This window comes from Gordonia sp. AC31 (assembly GCF_031844505.1).
Classification (GTDB): Bacteria; Actinomycetota; Actinomycetes; order Mycobacteriales; family Mycobacteriaceae; genus Gordonia; species Gordonia hongkongensis.
The window spans coordinates 167921-183817 of record NZ_JAUZVK010000006.1 but is presented as its reverse complement, the minus strand read 5'-3'; the positions used below and the strand labels follow the sequence as shown (position 1 = coordinate 183817).

Sequence of the window (15897 nt, the reverse complement as noted above, 5' to 3'; positions counted from 1 at the left end):
ATTCGACCGGGTCACCCACCCCGCGCGCCGACGTCGGACACGCTGCATCTCGTCCGCACGCGCGAACGCGTAGAGTTCGGGATCGATGTCCGCGACGCATGAACCGCGCGAGGACGAATCGGAGATCACGAATCGTCCGCCGACGCGCCGAACCCAGGCCAAGGCGGCCCGTCGTGCCGAATTGCTGTCCGCCGCCGCCCACCAGATGGCCGAACGCGGATTCGCCGGCGTGCGACTGGAGGACATCGGCCGAGCCGTCGGGGTGAGCGGCCCGGCCATGTACCGCCACTTCTCCTCCAAGACCGAGCTTCTCGACGAGATGCTCATCGACATCAGTCAGCGACTGCACGACGGCGGCAGCGAGGTCGCCGACCGCGGCGGCTCACCGTCGGAAACCCTGGTGGCGCTCATCGGCTTTCACATCGACGTCCTCGTCACCCGTCCCGACCTCATCACGGTGCAGGATCGGGACCTGCCGTCGATGACCCCGGACGCCAATCACCGGGTCCGGCTGCTGCAGCGCCGCTATGTGGAACGGTGGGTGGACGTGCTCCTCGCGGTGGTCGACGAGAACGGGGGCACACTCGACCGCGAGGAAGCCCGCGTGCGCGTTCACGCGATGTTCGGGTTGCTCAACTCGTCGCCTCGCCTGCCCGCGTTCGACCAGCACGGACTGCGCCGCCTCCTCACCGCGATGGCGCTGGCGGCACTCCGGTGTGAGGTGCCGGATCAGTCGTGACCCGGCACCCCGCCCTCACCAGCCGTCGATGTGGAGGACCGAGTCGAGAGGTTTGCGCGGCGCGGGCTTGAAATCGGTGCCCTTGCTGTAGGCCACCGGCAGCAACACGCCCTGATGGATGTTGGCCGGGATGCCGAGGAGCTCGGCCACCTCTTTCTCGTAGTTCAGGTGGAGGGTCGTCCACGCCGATCCGAGGCCGCGAGCACGCAACGCCAACTGCAGGCTCCAGGCACCCGGCAGCAGCGAACCCCAGACACCGGCCTGGTTACCCGCCGGCAGGTCGCCACCGGTGTAGATGGCGCCGATGACAAGCACCGGGACCTGACCCATCGTGTCGGCGAGGTACTGGGCACTGGAGGCGACGCGCTTGCCGGTCTCATCCCGCGGGGCCTGGCCCGAGTAGTACTTGGCGAACGACTGCGCGTAATAGTCCGCGACCTTCTGCTTCAGCTCGGGATCGGTGAGCACGATCCAGTGCCAGGTCTGGCTGTTGCTGCCGGTCGGTGCCTGCAACGCGACCTCGAGCGCCTCCTTGACCACGTCGAGCGGCACGGGACGCTCGAAGTCGAGACGCTTGCGCACCGAGCGGGTGGTGGTGAGGAGTTGGTCAGGGTCCAGGGGCAGTAGATCGGTCATCCCTCCATCCTGCACAAAACCATGTCCGTGCACCACGTCGGCCCCGCTGCGCCGGGACCGTCGGCGGGTGCGCCGTCAGGGCGACTCCGGCGGCATCACACCGGCCTGCTCCAGGTACTCCACCAACCTGTTCGTGACCTTCGCCCGACGGACCTCGGCCGGTGTGAAGTACGCCGCGTCCGCGGCGTCGTCACCTGGACGTAGTTCCCCGGAACGGATCTCGGCACGGAAGTCGTGGACCTCGTACACCCGTCCGTCGCCGACCGGGATCTCGAGTTGGATGGCCAATTCGCCGACCGTCACCCGCAAGCCGGTTTCCTCTTCGACCTCGCGGACCACCGCCTGCTCCAGCGACTCCCCGGGCTCCACCCGGCCGCCGGGGAGGCTCCAGTGCCCGGCCGACGGCTCGTTCCGCCTCAGGATCAACAGGATCCGTCCTGACTCGTCGGTGATGAGCGCCCCGACGGCGACGGTGCGCGCGCTCATCGCGCGTCTTTCGACGGCACGCGTGTTCGTGCCTCGTCGTCCGGAACCGGCGATCCCGCGAGATACCGGCCGATCCAGTCGCGGATCGCCGACAGCGCTTCGTCGTCCGATCCGGCGTCGACGACGTGGTCGATCATGCCCTGCGCGGCCATGCGCCCGGCGAGAATGCCCTGCCGCGAGGCCATCTCACCGGCATGGTCGAGATCACGGTGCACGATGAGACTCGCTCCCTCGGGCGGCAACGGCGAGAGCCAGGCGTCGGCGCGCGCGACCCGGACGTCGGCGGGGAACAGCGCGAGCGCGGCGCCGCCCGCACCCTGCCCGAGGAGGACCGAGACGGTCGGCACGCGCACACTGAGCAATTCGACTGTGCAGCGCGCTATCTGCGCCGCGAGGCCACCCTCCTCGGCGACGACCGACAGTTCCGCGCCCGGGGTGTCGATCACGGTGACCACCGGGAGTCCGAGGTCGCCGGCCGCCATGATCGCCCGCCGCGCCTCGCGCAGATGTCGCGGCCCCGGGAGGTCCCCCGCCGCCTGTGACGTCCGGTCGTAGCCGACGACCAACGCGACCCGACCGTCGAAGTCGCTGAGCGAGAAGCGCAGTGGCCCGGCATCCGACAGTGGCGCCGAATCCCCGCCGGCCAGGAACTCGACCAGGCCCGCGCGTCCGGCCTCGCGGGTGGCGAGCACACAGGCCCAGGTGTCCTCCGGCTCCCCCGACTGCGTGCGCTGCGGACGTACCGTCACCGAGTCGTCCGACGACGGCCGGTCACGCGCGTCGAGCAGTCGCAGCACCGCGGCGAGGCGGGCCGGCAGATCGACGGGATCGACCACGTCGTCGACAACCGTTGTGCGGACCAGATTCTCCGCGGTCTGGACATCGGCCGGAAAGGGCTCCCCGTACAGGCCTTCGTAGACGCGCGGCCCGAGAAAACCGATGAGCGCTCCGGGTTCCGCCCAGGTGATGTGGCCGAGCGAACCCCACGACGCGAACACGCCACCCGTGGTCGGATGACGCAGGTACACCAGGTAGGGCAGGCCGGCGGCCTTGTGGTCGGTCACGGCACCCGTGATGGCGACCATCTGCAGGAACGCCGCGGTTCCCTCCTGCATCCGGGTGCCTCCGGAGGCGGGAAACGCCAGCAGCGGAAGTCGTTCGCGTGTCGCGCGTCGGACCGCTGCGACGATCCGGGCCCCCGCATCGCGCCCGATCGACCCGCCGAGAAACTCGAACTCCCCCAGCACGATCGCCACTCGCCGGCCGCCGATCGCGCCGGCGCCGGTGGTGACCGATTCGTCCGAACCGCTCTTTCGGCGTGCCCGGTCGAGCTCGATGGCATAGGTGTCGTCCGCACCATCGGACGTCGTGGCCGGCTCACCGACCGGCGCATCCCACGATTCCCACATATCGTCGTCGACGATCATCACGCGCAGGTCTGTCGCCGTCAGCCGTGCCCGCTCACCCATGCCTCACACCGTATCCCGCCGCGGCCGGGCGGCTCCGGCCTGACGTCGACACCCTCCGCGACGCCCCGACGGGATGATATCCGTCGGCGCCCGGTGTCATACTCTCGTCAGCCCGACACCCGTTCCGTACCACCGACCGATCTCTTCCGGGGGCCCGCATGTCCGACACCTTCCGCATCACCCGATCCACCATCGTCGACGCACCGCCCACTGCGGTGCTGCCGTACCTGGTCGACTTCCACCAGTGGGTGCACTGGTCGCCGTGGGAGGGCGTCGACCCCGACATGACGCGCGACTACTCCGGTGCGGAATCCGGTGTCGGCGCGAAGTACGCGTGGTCGGGCAACAAGAAGGCCGGACGCGGCGCCATGGAGATCACGCGCGTCGACGAGCCGCGCGAGGTCGAGGTGCACCTTGCCTTCGAGAAGCCGATGAAGGCCACCAACACCGTCACCTTCGAACTCGCGCCGGAGGGACAGGCGACGCGGGTGTCCTGGACGATGGTCGGCGCACAGACGTTGTTCAGCCGCGTGGCAGGGTTCTTCGGCATCTTCGACAAGATGCTGGGCAAGGACTTCGAGAAGGGACTGGCTCAGCTCAAGGCGGTCAGCGAGAGTAGATGACCCGGGTGCGCAGGAGGACGTCGGCCACCGACCGCCGACGCCGGTCGACGACCACCCACACCAGACCGATCGCGAAGAACGTACAGAGCAGGGCGCGCAGCACTGCGATGGTCGGCCGAATCCGGGCACCCTCTGAATTGACCACCCGCAGGCCCATCACGACCGACCCGAGTGTGCGTCCGGAGACCTCCCAGCACGTCGCGAGGTAGAGCACCGCCACCAGCACGAAGCCGGTCGTGGTGAAGACCAGATCGACCTCCGGCAACGAGAATTCGCTGACCGAGAGCACGAACTTCATCAGGGACAGGCCCGCATAGGCGGCACCGAGGATCGTCCACACGACGAGGAGGTCGAGGAACGAGGCGACACCCCGGCTCACGATGCCCGCGTTCTTGTCCCGGTCCTGCACCGCATGGGCCTTGTGCACGGGCGGCAGACCGGGCGTCGTCGGGGACGAGTTCTGCAGCAGCTCTGTCGGTTTCGGTTCCGCGGTCATCGTGGCCCCTCCTCATCGGGAGCTGCCTCGATGGCCGCGGCACCGCGGCGACGCAAGAATCGGTTGACCGCGTTGGCCACCGCGTCGTCGGCACGTTCGCTGGTGCTGCGCACGTCGGTCATCACATCGGCGGTCACCGAGGTGCTCGCCTCCCGGATGATGTCGGGGAGGTCGACACCGTCGATGATCTCCTCGGCGAGTCCGATCAGGTCGACGCGCCCGAGGATGGCGTCGATGTCGATCCGGGCCGCGATCGCGTCGATGTCGATCCGGGTGGCGACGGAGTCGAGATCGACCTTGCCGATCACCCTGTCGAGGTCCACCAGATCGATCGCCGCCATCAGATCCACCTGTGCGACAGCCCGATCGAGATCGACCGTGGTGATCACCTCGTCGATGTCGATGAGTGCGAGGACCTCGCTGATGAGTCGTTTCAGGTCGACGTGGGTGAGGACGAGGTCGGTGAGGTCGACCTCCTCGACCAATGCGTCGACGACCTCCCGGATGACGACTCCCAGAACGGCTCGCGTCGTCGAGACCACCACGGTGACAGCGGTGTCGGCGGCCTCGGCCAGCCGCGCACGGACGGACCCGACGACCCCGCCCGCGAGGGGTAGACGTTCCGCGACGTCGGCCACCACCCCGGCGAACCGCATCGACTCCCCTGCCAGCTGGGAGATCGCGCCGCGTCGCGCCGGGGAGTTCACCGACGAATTATCGCACGCGCCGATCCGGTCGGTCGGCCCACGAAAAAACCCGAGCGGGCAGACCCGCTCGGGTTCTTCGGTTCTCGTGACTTCTTACAGTGCCTCGTAGAGCTCCCGCGCCAGCGCGGCGGTCTCGGACGGCGTCTTGCCGACCTTGACGCCCGCAGCCTCGAGGGCTTCCTTCTTGCCCTGCGCGGTGCCCGCACCGCCGGAGACGATGGCGCCGGCATGGCCCATGGTCTTGCCCTCGGGGGCGGTGAAGCCCGCGACGTAGCCGACGACGGGCTTGGTCACGTTGGCCTTGATGTACTCGCCGGCCTTCTCCTCGGCGTCGCCGCCGATCTCACCGATCATCACGATCAGCTTGGTCTCGGGATCCTTCTCGAACGCCTCGATGGCGTCGATGTGGGTGGTGCCGATGACCGGGTCGCCGCCGATGCCGATGGCGGTCGAGAAGCCGAGATCGCGCAGCTCGTACATCATCTGGTAGGTCAGGGTGCCCGACTTGGAGACCAGACCGATCGGCCCCTTGCCGGTGATGTTGTTCGGCGTGATGCCCACCAGCGCCTCACCCGGGGTGATGATGCCGGGGCAGTTGGGGCCGATGATGCGGGTCTTCTCGCCCTTCTCCACGTTGTAGGCCCACGCGTAGGCGGAGTCCTGCACCGGGATGCCCTCGGTGATGACCACGAGCAGCGGGATCTCCGCGTCGATGGCCTCGATGATGGCGTCCTTGGAGAACTTCGGCGGCACGAAGGCGATCGAGGTGTCGGCCCCGGTCTCCTTCATGGCCTCGGCGACCGATGCGAACACCGGCAGCTCGACGTTGTTGCCGTCGGCGTCGACGTGCGACACGGTGGTGCCGGCCTTGCGCGCGTTGACACCGCCGACGATGTTGGTGCCGGCCTTGAGCATCAGAGCGGTGTGCTTGGTGCCCTCACCGCCGGTGATGCCCTGGACGATGACCTTGTTGTCTTTGTTCAGAAAGATCGACATATTCCGTGGCTCCCTTACTTGCTCGCCAGCTCGGCGGCCTTGTCGGCGCCCGAGTCCATGGTTTCGGCGAGCGTGACCAACGGGTGGTTCGCATCGGCCAGGATCTTGCGGCCTTCGTCGACCTTGTTGCCGTCGAGGCGGACGACCAGCGGCTTGTTGGCGTCGGACCCCAGCTTCTCGAGAGCACCGACGATGCCGTTGGCGACGGCGTCACATGCGGTGATGCCACCGAAGACGTTGACGAAGACGCTCTTGACCTGCTCGTCGCCGAGGATGACGTCGAGGCCGGCAGCCATGACCTCGGCCGAGGCGCCGCCGCCGATGTCGAGGAAGTTCGCGGGCTTCACGTTGTTGTGCTTCTCACCGGCGTAGGCGACCACGTCGAGGGTCGACATGACCAGTCCCGCGCCGTTGCCGATGATGCCCACCTCGCCGTCGAGCTTGACGTAGTTGAGGTCGTTCTCCTTGGCCTTGAGCTCCAGGGGATCGGTGGCGTCGCGATCCTCGAACTCCTCGTGGCCGGGCTGACGGAAGTCGGCGTTGGCATCGAGGGTGACCTTGCCGTCGAGGGCGAGGATCCGATCGTCCGGGGTGCGGACGAGCGGGTTGACCTCGACCAGGGTGGCATCTTCCTTGACGAAGACCTCCCAGAGCTTCGCGATGGTGACCGCTGCGGCGTCGAGCACCTCGGCAGGCAGATGGCCCTGCTCGGCGATCGAGCGCGCGGTTTCCAGATCGACACCCTTCACGGCGTCGACGGCGACCCGCGCGAGGCGCTCGGGCTTGGTCGCCGCGACCTCTTCGATCTCCATGCCACCCTCGACCGAGCACATGGCCAGGTAGGAGCGGTTGGTGCGATCGAGCAGGAAGGAGATGTAGTACTCCTCCGCGATGTCGCTGGCCTCGGCGACCAGCAGCTTCTTGACGACGTGGCCCTTGATGTCGAGGCCAAGGATGTTGGAAGCGTGGGACTGCGCGTCGTCCGGGGTCGCGGCGTACTTGACGCCGCCTGCCTTGCCACGCCCGCCGGTCTTGACCTGCGCCTTGATCATCACGGGCTTGCCGATTTCCTCGGCGATCGCCCGCGCATCGGCGGCATCATCGGTCACCCGACCGGGTGTGGTGGGAACCCCGTGCTTGGCGAACAGTTCCTTCGCCTGGTATTCGAAGAGATCCATTCAGCTCACCATCTCGTAGATTTGCCCGCGCAAGGGTGTAATGCGGGCCATATCGGACTTTAAACCTGTCGGGAATCGCCACCCCGCGCGCACCCTGCGCTTGTGCGACAGATCACTCGCTCGGTCGGTTCTCACAGTATTGACGTCGTGACGTGAGGTCCGCAGCGTCGGTCCGACCCCATGAACTGCGACGACCGCAGAATCCATCGGCGCGCGGTCTTCACAGGTTGAATTTGCTGTAGTGAACAGAAAATCCGGCAATTTCCATACTTGGCGACCAGCCATGTGACTCAGCTCACAATATGCCGGTTTGTCGCTTTCTACGGTTGGACTTGCCGCAATCATTTCGTTACCGTCGGCTCTCAGCGGTGGTCACAGAAGGATTACGGACGGTGACTTCGATCCGCCGGCGACGAGATGCGGTAGCGAAGAGATGAGGTGGACGATTTGGCGGGACTCGGTGTCTCACGCGGATCGGGCCGCGTCCGATCGGGCGGGTTGATCGATGACGTCACAGCGGAAGAGATGACCACGATCATCCCCATTGTCGACACCGACGATGCGGCCGGGTACGACCTCACCGACTACGAGTTCGACTTCGCAGACTCCGACACCTCCACTCGCGAGCACTCCGACGCCGGCTGGACGCCGTCGTCGTGGCAGGGCTACTACCGTCCCACCCGTTCGGAGATCACTCAGGACATCCTGATCCCCGAGCACGAGTTCGATCAGTACGAGCACGACGAGCCGTTCGACGTCGAGGGCGCCGAGCTTGACATCTTCGACGGAGGCGAACTCCGTTCGCTCGACGACGACGATCTCGACGACGACACCGAGCATCGCCCCTTCCGGACGAATCCGGCCGGACAACGGGTCCGGCGTGGCGGCAAGCACCGCATCGCGGCGCCGCCGAACGCCCTCAAGGGCGGACGCGCAGCTCTCATCGCCATGGCCGCCGGCGCGGCCGTCGCCGCGGTCGCTCAGGTCGGCACGAGCGACGAGGCGCCTGCACCCGTGAACGCCGCGGCCGTCAACGACGCCACCGCCCCGGGCGCCGCACCCGCGGAGCTGGGCCCCGGCGTCGCTGCTGCGACCGCACAGACCGACCAGATGAACGTCTTCACCAATCAGCTGGGTGTGGGCGCCAAGATGGCGGCGGACCAGGATCGTCGCGAGGCCCTGGCCCGGCGCCCGCTCTTCACCTCGCCGATCCCGCTCGGCAGCTACGACTTCACCTCCGCCTTCGCGATGCGCTGGGGCACCATGCACGGCGGCATCGACATGGCCGCTCCCCTCGGCACCCCGATCCACGCCGCCACCGACGGTGTCGTGATCAAGGCCGAGCCCGCGTCGGGATACGGCCACTGGGTTCAGATCCAGGCCGCCGACGGCACGGTCACCATGTACGGCCACATGGCCTCCTCGGGCGTCCTGGTCACCGAAGGCCAGCGCGTCACCGCCGGCGACGTCATCGCCCTGGTGGGCAACGAGGGCTTTTCGTTCGGCCCGCACCTGCACTTCGAGGTGTGGAAGAACGGCAACACCAAGATCGACCCTGTGCCCTGGCTCGCAGCCAAGGGCGTGAAGCTCTCCGGTTACACCGGCTAGCAGAAGGGCCCCACAGGTCGCGTCGAGCCACGAGGGGTTGGCGACGCGGTCTCACCAGGACCCTTCGTGACGGCCTCCGCAAGCTCCGGCCTCCTCAGGGAGCAGTGGTTGGGCCCGCTCCGAGCACAACGAGTTCTTTCGTAGTCCACGATGGCCGTCAGGCGCGGTTGCTGAGGGGCGAGCTCGCGCGCGTCACGAAGGGCATTCGCAGTCTCGGTTGCCAGGACCCTTCGTGACGCGCCCTCCGCAAGCTCCGGGCGCTCCTCAGGGAGCAGTGGGGGTCACTTCTTCCGGATCAGGGAGCGGGGCGTGCGCTCCTTGCGGACCCAGCCCTAGAGCTTGTCCCCGGGAATCCCGCCCGCGGTGAGAAGTGTGACGCGTCCCGCGCTGCCGCCGTAGTCGATGGTGACGCGTTCGGTGGCGCCGCTGCCCTCCTTGGCCACGACCTTGCCCATGCCGTACTTCGGATGGTTGTGTCGGTCGCCGATGTCGAGCTGAACCTGCTTGTTGCGTCCGCGGGCCGGATCCGACGAGTACGACGAGCGGCCACGGCCCATCGACGAACCACCCGAACCGGAGAATGCCCCGTCGCGGCCGAACACGCCGCCCGACGATCCGCCGAAGCCGCGCATGGAGCGCTTGGGTTCGGTTCGGCGCCAGTCGACGAGGTGTTGCGGGATCTCTTGCAGGAAACGGGATTCCGGGTTCGACACCGGTTGCCCCCAGGAGGCGCGGGTGACCGACCGGGTGAGGTACAGACGCTGCTTGGCGCGGGTGATCCCGACGTAGGCCAGGCGCCGCTCCTCGCTCAGCTCGGCCGGGTCGCCGAGCGCGCGCATGTGCGGGAAATGACCGTCCTCCCAACCGGTGACGAAGACGACCGGGAACTCGAGGCCCTTGGCGGTGTGCAGGGTCATCATCGTGACCACGCCCTCGCCCTCATCCGGCACCTGGTCGGCGTCTGCGACGAGTGAGACCCGCTCGAGAAACGCTGCGAGCGAACCGGGTTCGGGCTCGCCCTCGCGGTCCACCTCGACCTCGGGGTCGTCGGCATCGGCGTCGACCTGCGCGGCGTCGGCACTGAATTCCCGTGCCACGGCGACGAGTTCGTTGATGTTGTCGAGGCGTGCGCCGTCCTGTGGATCGTTGGACGCCTCGAGTTCGGCGCGGTAGCCGGTGCGCTCGACGATCGCGTCGACGAGTTCGCCGATGTCGGCCGACTCCTCTGTGGCGTCGAGGAAGGCCACATCCGCGTCCTCCGAGCCGGCCTCGCCGAAGTGGGTCAGGAAGTCCGACCGGAGCCCTTCGATGAGTTCGACGAACCCGCCGATCTGCTTGACCGCCCGCGTGTTGAGCAATGCGACCTTGCCCTCGGCAGCGTCCATCAGCGACTCGTAGAAGCTCCGTCCGGTGTTCTCCGAATGCACGGCGACGCAGGCTTCCGCGCGATCGCCGATACCGCGCCGAGGCGTGTTGAGAATCCGGCGCAGGCTGACCGAGTCGTCGGGGTTGGCGACCACCCGCAGGTAGGCCACCACATCCCGCACTTCTTTGCGCTCGTAGAACTTGGTGCCGCCGACGACCTTGTACGGAATCCCGTGCCGGACGAACACCTCCTCGATCGCACGCGAACCGGTGTTGGTGCGGTAGAACACCGCGATGTCGGAGTATTTGTGACTCGACGACCCGCCGATCGAGTAGTCGGTGAGTTCCTCGATCTCCTTGGCGATGAACGTCGACTCGTCGCGGTCGGAGTCGGCGACGTAGCCGACGATGAGTTCGCCGTCACCGGAGTCGGTCCACAACTTCTTCTCGCGCCGGTTGGAGTTGCGCGCGATGACGGCGTTGGCCGCCGACAGGATCGTTTGCGTCGACCGGTAGTTCTGTTCGAGCAGAACGGTTTCGGCGGACGGGAAGTCGCGTTCGAACTCCTCGATGTTGCGGATGGTGGCACCGCGGAAGGCGTAGATGGACTGGTCGGCGTCGCCGACGACGCACAGCTCCGAGGGCTCCAGACCACTCGCGGTGGTCTGCTCCCCCACCAGTTCGCGGATGAGCACGTACTGCGCGTGGTTGGTGTCCTGGTACTCGTCGACGAGAACGTGACGGAATCGGCGCCGGTAATACTCCGCGACCTGCGGATGCCGATGCAGCAGCGCGACGGTCTCCCCGATCAGATCGTCGAAGTCGAAGGCGTTTGCGGCGCGCAGACGGCGCTGGTACTCGGCGTAGATCTGCGCGATCGTCGTCGACGTCGGGTCGTCCTCGGGCGCCGCGGCCAGCGCCTCGTCGGGCGAGATGAGTTCGTTCTTGAAGTTCGACACGGCCACCGAAACGCCGCGCGGGCTGAACTTCTTGGGGTCGAGGTCGAGGTCACGGATGACCATGCCGAACAACCGCTTCGAGTCGTCGGCGTCGTAGATGGAGAAGTTGGAGTTCATCTTCTCCAGCAACCCCGACTGCGCCCGGAGGATGCGCACGCATGTGGAGTGGAAGGTCGAGACCCACATGTAGGCGGCGCGGGGGCCGACGAGGTCGATGACCCGCTCGCGCATCTCCGCGGCGGCCTTGTTGGTGAAGGTGATGGCCAGGATCTGCCCGGGCGTGACGTCCCGCGCGGCGAGCAGGTAGGCGATCCGGCGGGTCAGCACCGCCGTCTTGCCCGAGCCCGCGCCCGCCACGATCAGCAACGGCGCGCCGGCGTGGAGCACCGCGGCGCGCTGTTGCGGGTTGAGACCGTCGAGCAGGCGCGCGACCCGGTCGTCGGCGGCCGCACCCGAGGGAGCGGCGCCCGCGCGACCGGCGAGAAGAGGGGCAGAAGAAGAGCTGTTCATCGGTTGTCCAGGTTACCCGCCACCGCCGACAGACCCCCGTCGGCCGGTTCGGTCGACCCCGGCACGTGGTCGACCGAACAGCCGACCGGCCCCGTGGGTTGAGGCCCCGATCGCCGTGTCCCGCGGCTAATATGACGCGGTATCACCGGCTCGGGGTGCCCTGTCTGCGAACAACTCGCACGCGGCGACGACGCCCCGGCGAGCAGGAAGAGGCGCCATGAAGAGACCGTCCATCGTCCCCGCCGCCATCGCCCTCGGTGTCGGAGCACTGGCCCTCGTCATCGCGCTCGTCCTGTCGTTCGTCCCGTTCAGCAGCGCCGGCACCGTGGAGCCCACCCCCGCCTTCCGTGCGCAGAAGAGCCTCGACGAGGTGCTGTTCAAGATGGCGACGAGCCCGGCGGCGAAGTTCACCGGCAAGGTCACCTACAAGTACGACGACGAGCGCGGCGAGGGGACGGTCGAGTTCGACGACCTGATCGTCACCACGTCGAACACCGCCGAGGGCACGATCACCCTGGGCTCACAGCAGGGCGAGTACCGGCAGATCGGCAACAGCCCGTTCCTCAGCGCCCCCGGCGCTCTGTGGAACGAACTCCTCGTCGACGCCGAGAAGACGAATCTCGACGCCGCCCCGCTCGACAACAAGTGGGCCTCCACCCGCTTCACCAGCCTGCCGCGCCTGGGCACGATCCTCGGCCCGGACAACCTCGCCGGCGACATCGGCAACATCGAGAACGGCGACGCGCCGCAGCTCGGGGCCGAGCTCCCGGCGCCCAACAAGGGCACCCCCGACGCCCGACGCTGGCCCACCACCGACCCGCCGATCGAGTTCGTCGGCGACGACAAGGTGAAGATCGGAGCGTGGGAGGTCACCTTCGACCCGGAGACGAAGAACGTCACGAACGTCAAGGGTCAGAGCGTGCAGGGCCCGGTCACCTACGACATCGACGCCGCGGTCAGCTTGCAGCCGGCCGACCAGGCCCAGAAGGTGTTCGCGAACCAGCGTGCACTCGTCTCGGACCTGCTGTCGGTGCCCGCCCCCGGCCTCTGGATGGAGCAGCCGGTGGTGTCCTCGCGCCAGACGGGTGCATGCACCACCTCGTCCTGCGCCTTCGACTACACCGTGCAGGGCAGCCCGTACGCCGACGACGTCCGCGGCCACTTCAACTACGGCCTGACGCTGAACTTCGCGGTCGGCAACCGCCCGCCCGGCGCCGTCGGCGGTGAGTGCAAGGTGGTCCTGCGGGTCGACTTCGGACGCAACGGAACCACCCGCTGCGCGGCGACCAACCTCCCGCCGGACACCAACATCGCGTCGCGGTACACCTTCACCTATCTCGCCTTCATCGACGCGACCACAGACGAACTGAACGATCTCATCGACAACAACGAGAAGCAGACCAACACCGAGATCGTCTACGTCCGCACCGGAAACAAGGAACCGGCACAGGCCCGGTTCGGCTCCGGTGTGACCGGCCTGCCGAGCTACTACGCGATCAAGCGCGGCGACTACGTCTTCGACGGCATCGGCACCGACGGCAACATGCACATCACCTTCGGTGAGGGATATCAGGACCACATCGTCGGCGGCACCTTCGATCCGTCCTGGGAAGGCACCGAGGTGCTCCGCAAGCAGATGGAGCAGCAGGTCGCCGCGGCGGGCGACGCGCAGGTCGTCTACTTCGTCGCCGAGGAGGAGACCGCGTCGGCGCTGCGGGCCCTCATCGCCGCGGAGAACCAGAGCGACAACATCTCCGCGTTCTACTACGACTAGTGGGTGTCCGCCCTCGTCGTGGCGTGCCCTCAGCCGCCCGCGAAGCGCGCCTCGGCGGCCTCGCCCACCCGGCCGGCGCCGGTGTGCAGCCGCAGCCCCGGCGTCAGGGGCCGCAGATCGACGTGGTCGCCGCCACCGTTGATCCGGACATACACCGACCCCAGTCCCGCGCGGACCGGTGCCCGGACCGCTTCCCCGTCCGCGAGCGCGATCTCGATCTCGCCGTCCCGGGTCGCGCAGTAGCTGAGCGCGATCGTCCAGGGCCAGGAGAAGAGCGGACCGTCGAGTCGCAGTCGGGTGGGTCCGTCGACCTCCGGGGTCCGGCAGGTCCCCGCCCCCGCGTAGATGGTGCGACGCTGCGTCACGCCGCCGGGCACGAGATTTCCCGCGGTGTCGAGCACGAACAACCGGTCGGTGGCCACCCCGAAGTCGGGCCGGGGCTCCACGCGGCCGAAGATGCGGCTGACCTGGTTGTCGGGGTAGACGAAGGGTTGCAGGATCTCCAGGGGCACGGACTGGTCGAGCATGGTCACGCCGCCCGGCCCCTGCGTCGCGGCGTCGTGCAGCGATGCGGTCGCGGTCTCGAGGTAGTCGCCGGTCGGGTTGTCCCGCCACGACGACGAGAACGAGACCAGCGACACCAGCGCGGACACCACGACGAGCGCACCGACGACGGACGCGAACGCGGGCAGCGCGGCCGACCGCTCCTCATCGCGCCCGGCCTCGGCGTCGGACGTGCGCGCATGCCGTCCGCCCACATCGGTGGTCCGGGCCGGCGCCGCGCACAGCAGGGCCAGAGCGATGGTGAACACCAGCGCCGTGTCCGGGAGATAGCGCATGTGCTGGGCGAGTTCGATCGCCGTCTGCGGACTCGACCGATTCCACATCACCGGGATCTGCGCCGCGACCGCGTAGAGGGCCGCGCACGCGACGATCACCGCGCCACCGCGGCGGCGGGCCACCGCCCACCAGGTCACCGCGGCCAAGACCAGCCAGCCGCCGACGATCATCCACATCTGCGGGAAACCCGTCGGCGGACTCGGCGTCCACCGCTCCCATTCCCACGGCCCGCCGACGAGCGACGGCACGATCGCATCGGTCACCGACCGCCAGACCAGGCGCGCGGTCTGCGCCACCGAATGCTCACCCGACGTCGGGTCGGTGGTGATGAAGTACACCGCCACCCACGACGCGGCGACGACGGTCAGCGCCAGCCACAGCTCCCGGGCGGCCCGCAGCGTCACCGTGGTCGCGCGGGGACCGCCGTTCGCGAGGACCGCGGCCACCAGCGCCACCGGGAGGATGAACAACGACTTCTCGAAGAACGCCAGCGCGCTCAGGAAGACGATCGTCGAGCGGGTCCACACCAGCCGGCGTCGCGCGTCGTCGACGTCACCGCGCGCGAGGCGGACCGCGTCGGCGACGATCCACGCCATCGCCGCCTGCAGGGGCAGGGTGTTGAGGCCGGCCGCCCACCAGGCGAAGGCGGGCACCGTCATCGGACTGAACAGATAGAACGCGAGCGCGACGAGTGCACCGATGCGGGCGCGCGGCGCGATGACCCGCACCATCCGCCACACCGCCACCGACGCGATCGCCTGCATCGCCACGAGCATCAGCGCCGGCAGCGCCCAGTTCAGCGGTGCCAGCCACGTGGCCACCCCGGCGAGCAGGAACGCCGCCGGCATGAAGTGCCCGTCGTGACTGTGGCCCAGGTACTCCCAGGACAGGATCGGGTTCGACGACGCGCGTGCCACGAGGACCAGATCGTCCCAGTAGAAGTTGCCCGTCGCGACGAGCCAGCCGCGGATGATCAGCTGACCCACGATCAGGGACAGGGCGACGAGGGACACCATCCGCGCGTTGGGCATGCGCTCCAGTTTCCATGTGCCGCGAGCGGCGTCGTGGTCGGGTCGGGCGACTCGGCCGCATGCGGGTCGTCGCGGGGCGTCGTGGCAAAATCGGGCGCGTGACCGACCGCAGCCCCAGCCCCGGCGCTCAGGACCCCCGCCCTTCCGGCGGCACGTCGTTCGAGCACTCGATCGACCTCGACAAGTACGAGCTCTCGTCCGAGGTCGGCGACCTGCCCGACGACATCGACCAGCTGCGGCTCGAGATCGACCGGCTCGACGCCGTGATCCTCGCCGCGATCAAGCGCAGGTCGGCGGTGTCGAAGAAGATCGGTGCCGCACGCATGGCCTCCGGCGGCCCCCGCCTGGTCCACAGCCGCGAGGTGAAGGTGCTCGAGCGCTTCCAGGATCTCGGCCAGGAGGGGCACACCCTCGCGATGCTGCTGCTGCGTCTGGGGCGAGGGCCACTGGGCCGCTGACCCGCCGGCCCCTCGCACACCG

At 68.2% G+C, this 15897-nt stretch carries 14 protein-coding genes; 5 read left to right on the top strand and 9 right to left on the bottom strand.

The annotated features are described in order from the left end of the window. Window positions 1-85: 85 nt before the first annotated feature. Window positions 86-739 carry a TetR/AcrR family transcriptional regulator gene (locus Q9R39_RS09805; RefSeq protein WP_211540105.1) on the top strand — a complete coding sequence of 218 codons (654 nt, stop codon included), beginning with the start codon at window positions 86-88 and terminating at the stop codon, window positions 737-739. A 15-nt stretch (window positions 740-754) separates the two neighbouring features. Here the strand turns inward: Q9R39_RS09805 and Q9R39_RS09800 are convergent, their stop codons facing one another. The 3 genes from Q9R39_RS09800 to Q9R39_RS09790 all read right to left on the bottom strand — a co-directional run bounded on the left by Q9R39_RS09800 (window position 755) and on the right by Q9R39_RS09790 (window position 3330). After that, window positions 755-1375 (bottom strand): nitroreductase family protein, encoded by a 621-nt coding sequence (locus Q9R39_RS09800; protein ID WP_068969949.1) that lies wholly within the window; start codon window positions 1373-1375, stop codon window positions 755-757. Between the two features lie 75 nt (window positions 1376-1450). Then, window positions 1451-1861 (bottom strand): NUDIX hydrolase, encoded by a 411-nt coding sequence (locus Q9R39_RS09795; protein WP_211540104.1) that lies wholly within the window; start codon window positions 1859-1861, stop codon window positions 1451-1453. Next, complete coding sequence (locus Q9R39_RS09790; RefSeq protein WP_211540103.1) at window positions 1858-3330, bottom strand: carboxyl transferase domain-containing protein; 1473 nt, start codon at window positions 3328-3330, stop codon at window positions 1858-1860. Before Q9R39_RS09790 ends, Q9R39_RS09795 begins: the two co-directional genes overlap by 4 nt. A 158-nt stretch (window positions 3331-3488) precedes the next feature. On the opposite strand from Q9R39_RS09790, the gene Q9R39_RS09785 reads away from it, so the two are divergent. After that, a complete protein-coding gene (locus Q9R39_RS09785; RefSeq protein WP_211540102.1) occupies window positions 3489-3953 on the top strand; it encodes an SRPBCC family protein in 465 nt (154 codons plus the stop codon). Here Q9R39_RS09785 and Q9R39_RS09780 read toward each other — a convergent pair. The 4 genes from Q9R39_RS09780 to sucC form a co-directional block, all read right to left on the bottom strand. After that, the gene (locus tag Q9R39_RS09780; protein WP_249146034.1) at window positions 3937-4449 is read right to left on the bottom strand and encodes an RDD family protein; all 513 of its coding nucleotides are present in this window, start codon (window positions 4447-4449) and stop codon (window positions 3937-3939) included. The two genes, Q9R39_RS09785 and Q9R39_RS09780, sit on opposite strands and share 17 nt — an antisense overlap. After that, window positions 4446-5156, bottom strand: coding sequence for a hypothetical protein (locus tag Q9R39_RS09775; protein ID WP_223258814.1), 711 nt, complete (start codon window positions 5154-5156; stop codon window positions 4446-4448). The genes Q9R39_RS09780 and Q9R39_RS09775 overlap by 4 nt, the downstream gene beginning before the upstream one ends. A gap of 93 nt (window positions 5157-5249) precedes the next feature. Further along, complete coding sequence (gene sucD / locus Q9R39_RS09770; protein WP_058251543.1) at window positions 5250-6152, bottom strand: succinate--CoA ligase subunit alpha; 903 nt, start codon at window positions 6150-6152, stop codon at window positions 5250-5252. A 14-nt stretch (window positions 6153-6166) separates the two neighbouring features. Beyond that, window positions 6167-7330 carry an ADP-forming succinate--CoA ligase subunit beta gene (gene sucC / locus Q9R39_RS09765; RefSeq protein ID WP_211540101.1) on the bottom strand — a complete coding sequence of 388 codons (1164 nt, stop codon included), beginning with the start codon at window positions 7328-7330 and terminating at the stop codon, window positions 6167-6169. A 438-nt stretch (window positions 7331-7768) separates the two neighbouring features. On the opposite strand from sucC, the gene Q9R39_RS09760 reads away from it, so the two are divergent. Then, the gene (locus Q9R39_RS09760) at window positions 7769-8938 is read left to right on the top strand and encodes a M23 family metallopeptidase (protein ID WP_211540100.1); all 1170 of its coding nucleotides are present in this window, start codon (window positions 7769-7771) and stop codon (window positions 8936-8938) included. Window positions 8939-9270: 332 nt separating this feature from the next. On the opposite strand, the gene Q9R39_RS09755 is transcribed toward Q9R39_RS09760, so the two are convergent. Next, the gene (locus tag Q9R39_RS09755; RefSeq protein WP_058251545.1) at window positions 9271-11772 is read right to left on the bottom strand and encodes a UvrD-helicase domain-containing protein; all 2502 of its coding nucleotides are present in this window, start codon (window positions 11770-11772) and stop codon (window positions 9271-9273) included. 217 nt (window positions 11773-11989) lie between these two features. Here Q9R39_RS09755 and Q9R39_RS09750 point away from each other — a divergent pair, with 217 nt between their 5' ends. After that, window positions 11990-13546 carry a hypothetical protein gene (locus tag Q9R39_RS09750; protein ID WP_065631784.1) on the top strand — a complete coding sequence of 519 codons (1557 nt, stop codon included), beginning with the start codon at window positions 11990-11992 and terminating at the stop codon, window positions 13544-13546. 29 nt (window positions 13547-13575) lie between these two features. Here Q9R39_RS09750 and Q9R39_RS09745 read toward each other — a convergent pair whose 3' ends face one another. Beyond that, window positions 13576-15417, bottom strand: a complete 1842-nt coding sequence (locus tag Q9R39_RS09745; protein ID WP_311277413.1) for a hypothetical protein — start codon at window positions 15415-15417, stop codon at window positions 13576-13578. 98 nt (window positions 15418-15515) lie between these two features. Between Q9R39_RS09745 and Q9R39_RS09740 the strand changes: the two genes are divergently transcribed. Beyond that, window positions 15516-15875, top strand: coding sequence for a chorismate mutase (locus Q9R39_RS09740; RefSeq protein ID WP_033203695.1), 360 nt, complete (start codon window positions 15516-15518; stop codon window positions 15873-15875). Window positions 15876-15897 lie beyond the last annotated feature (22 nt).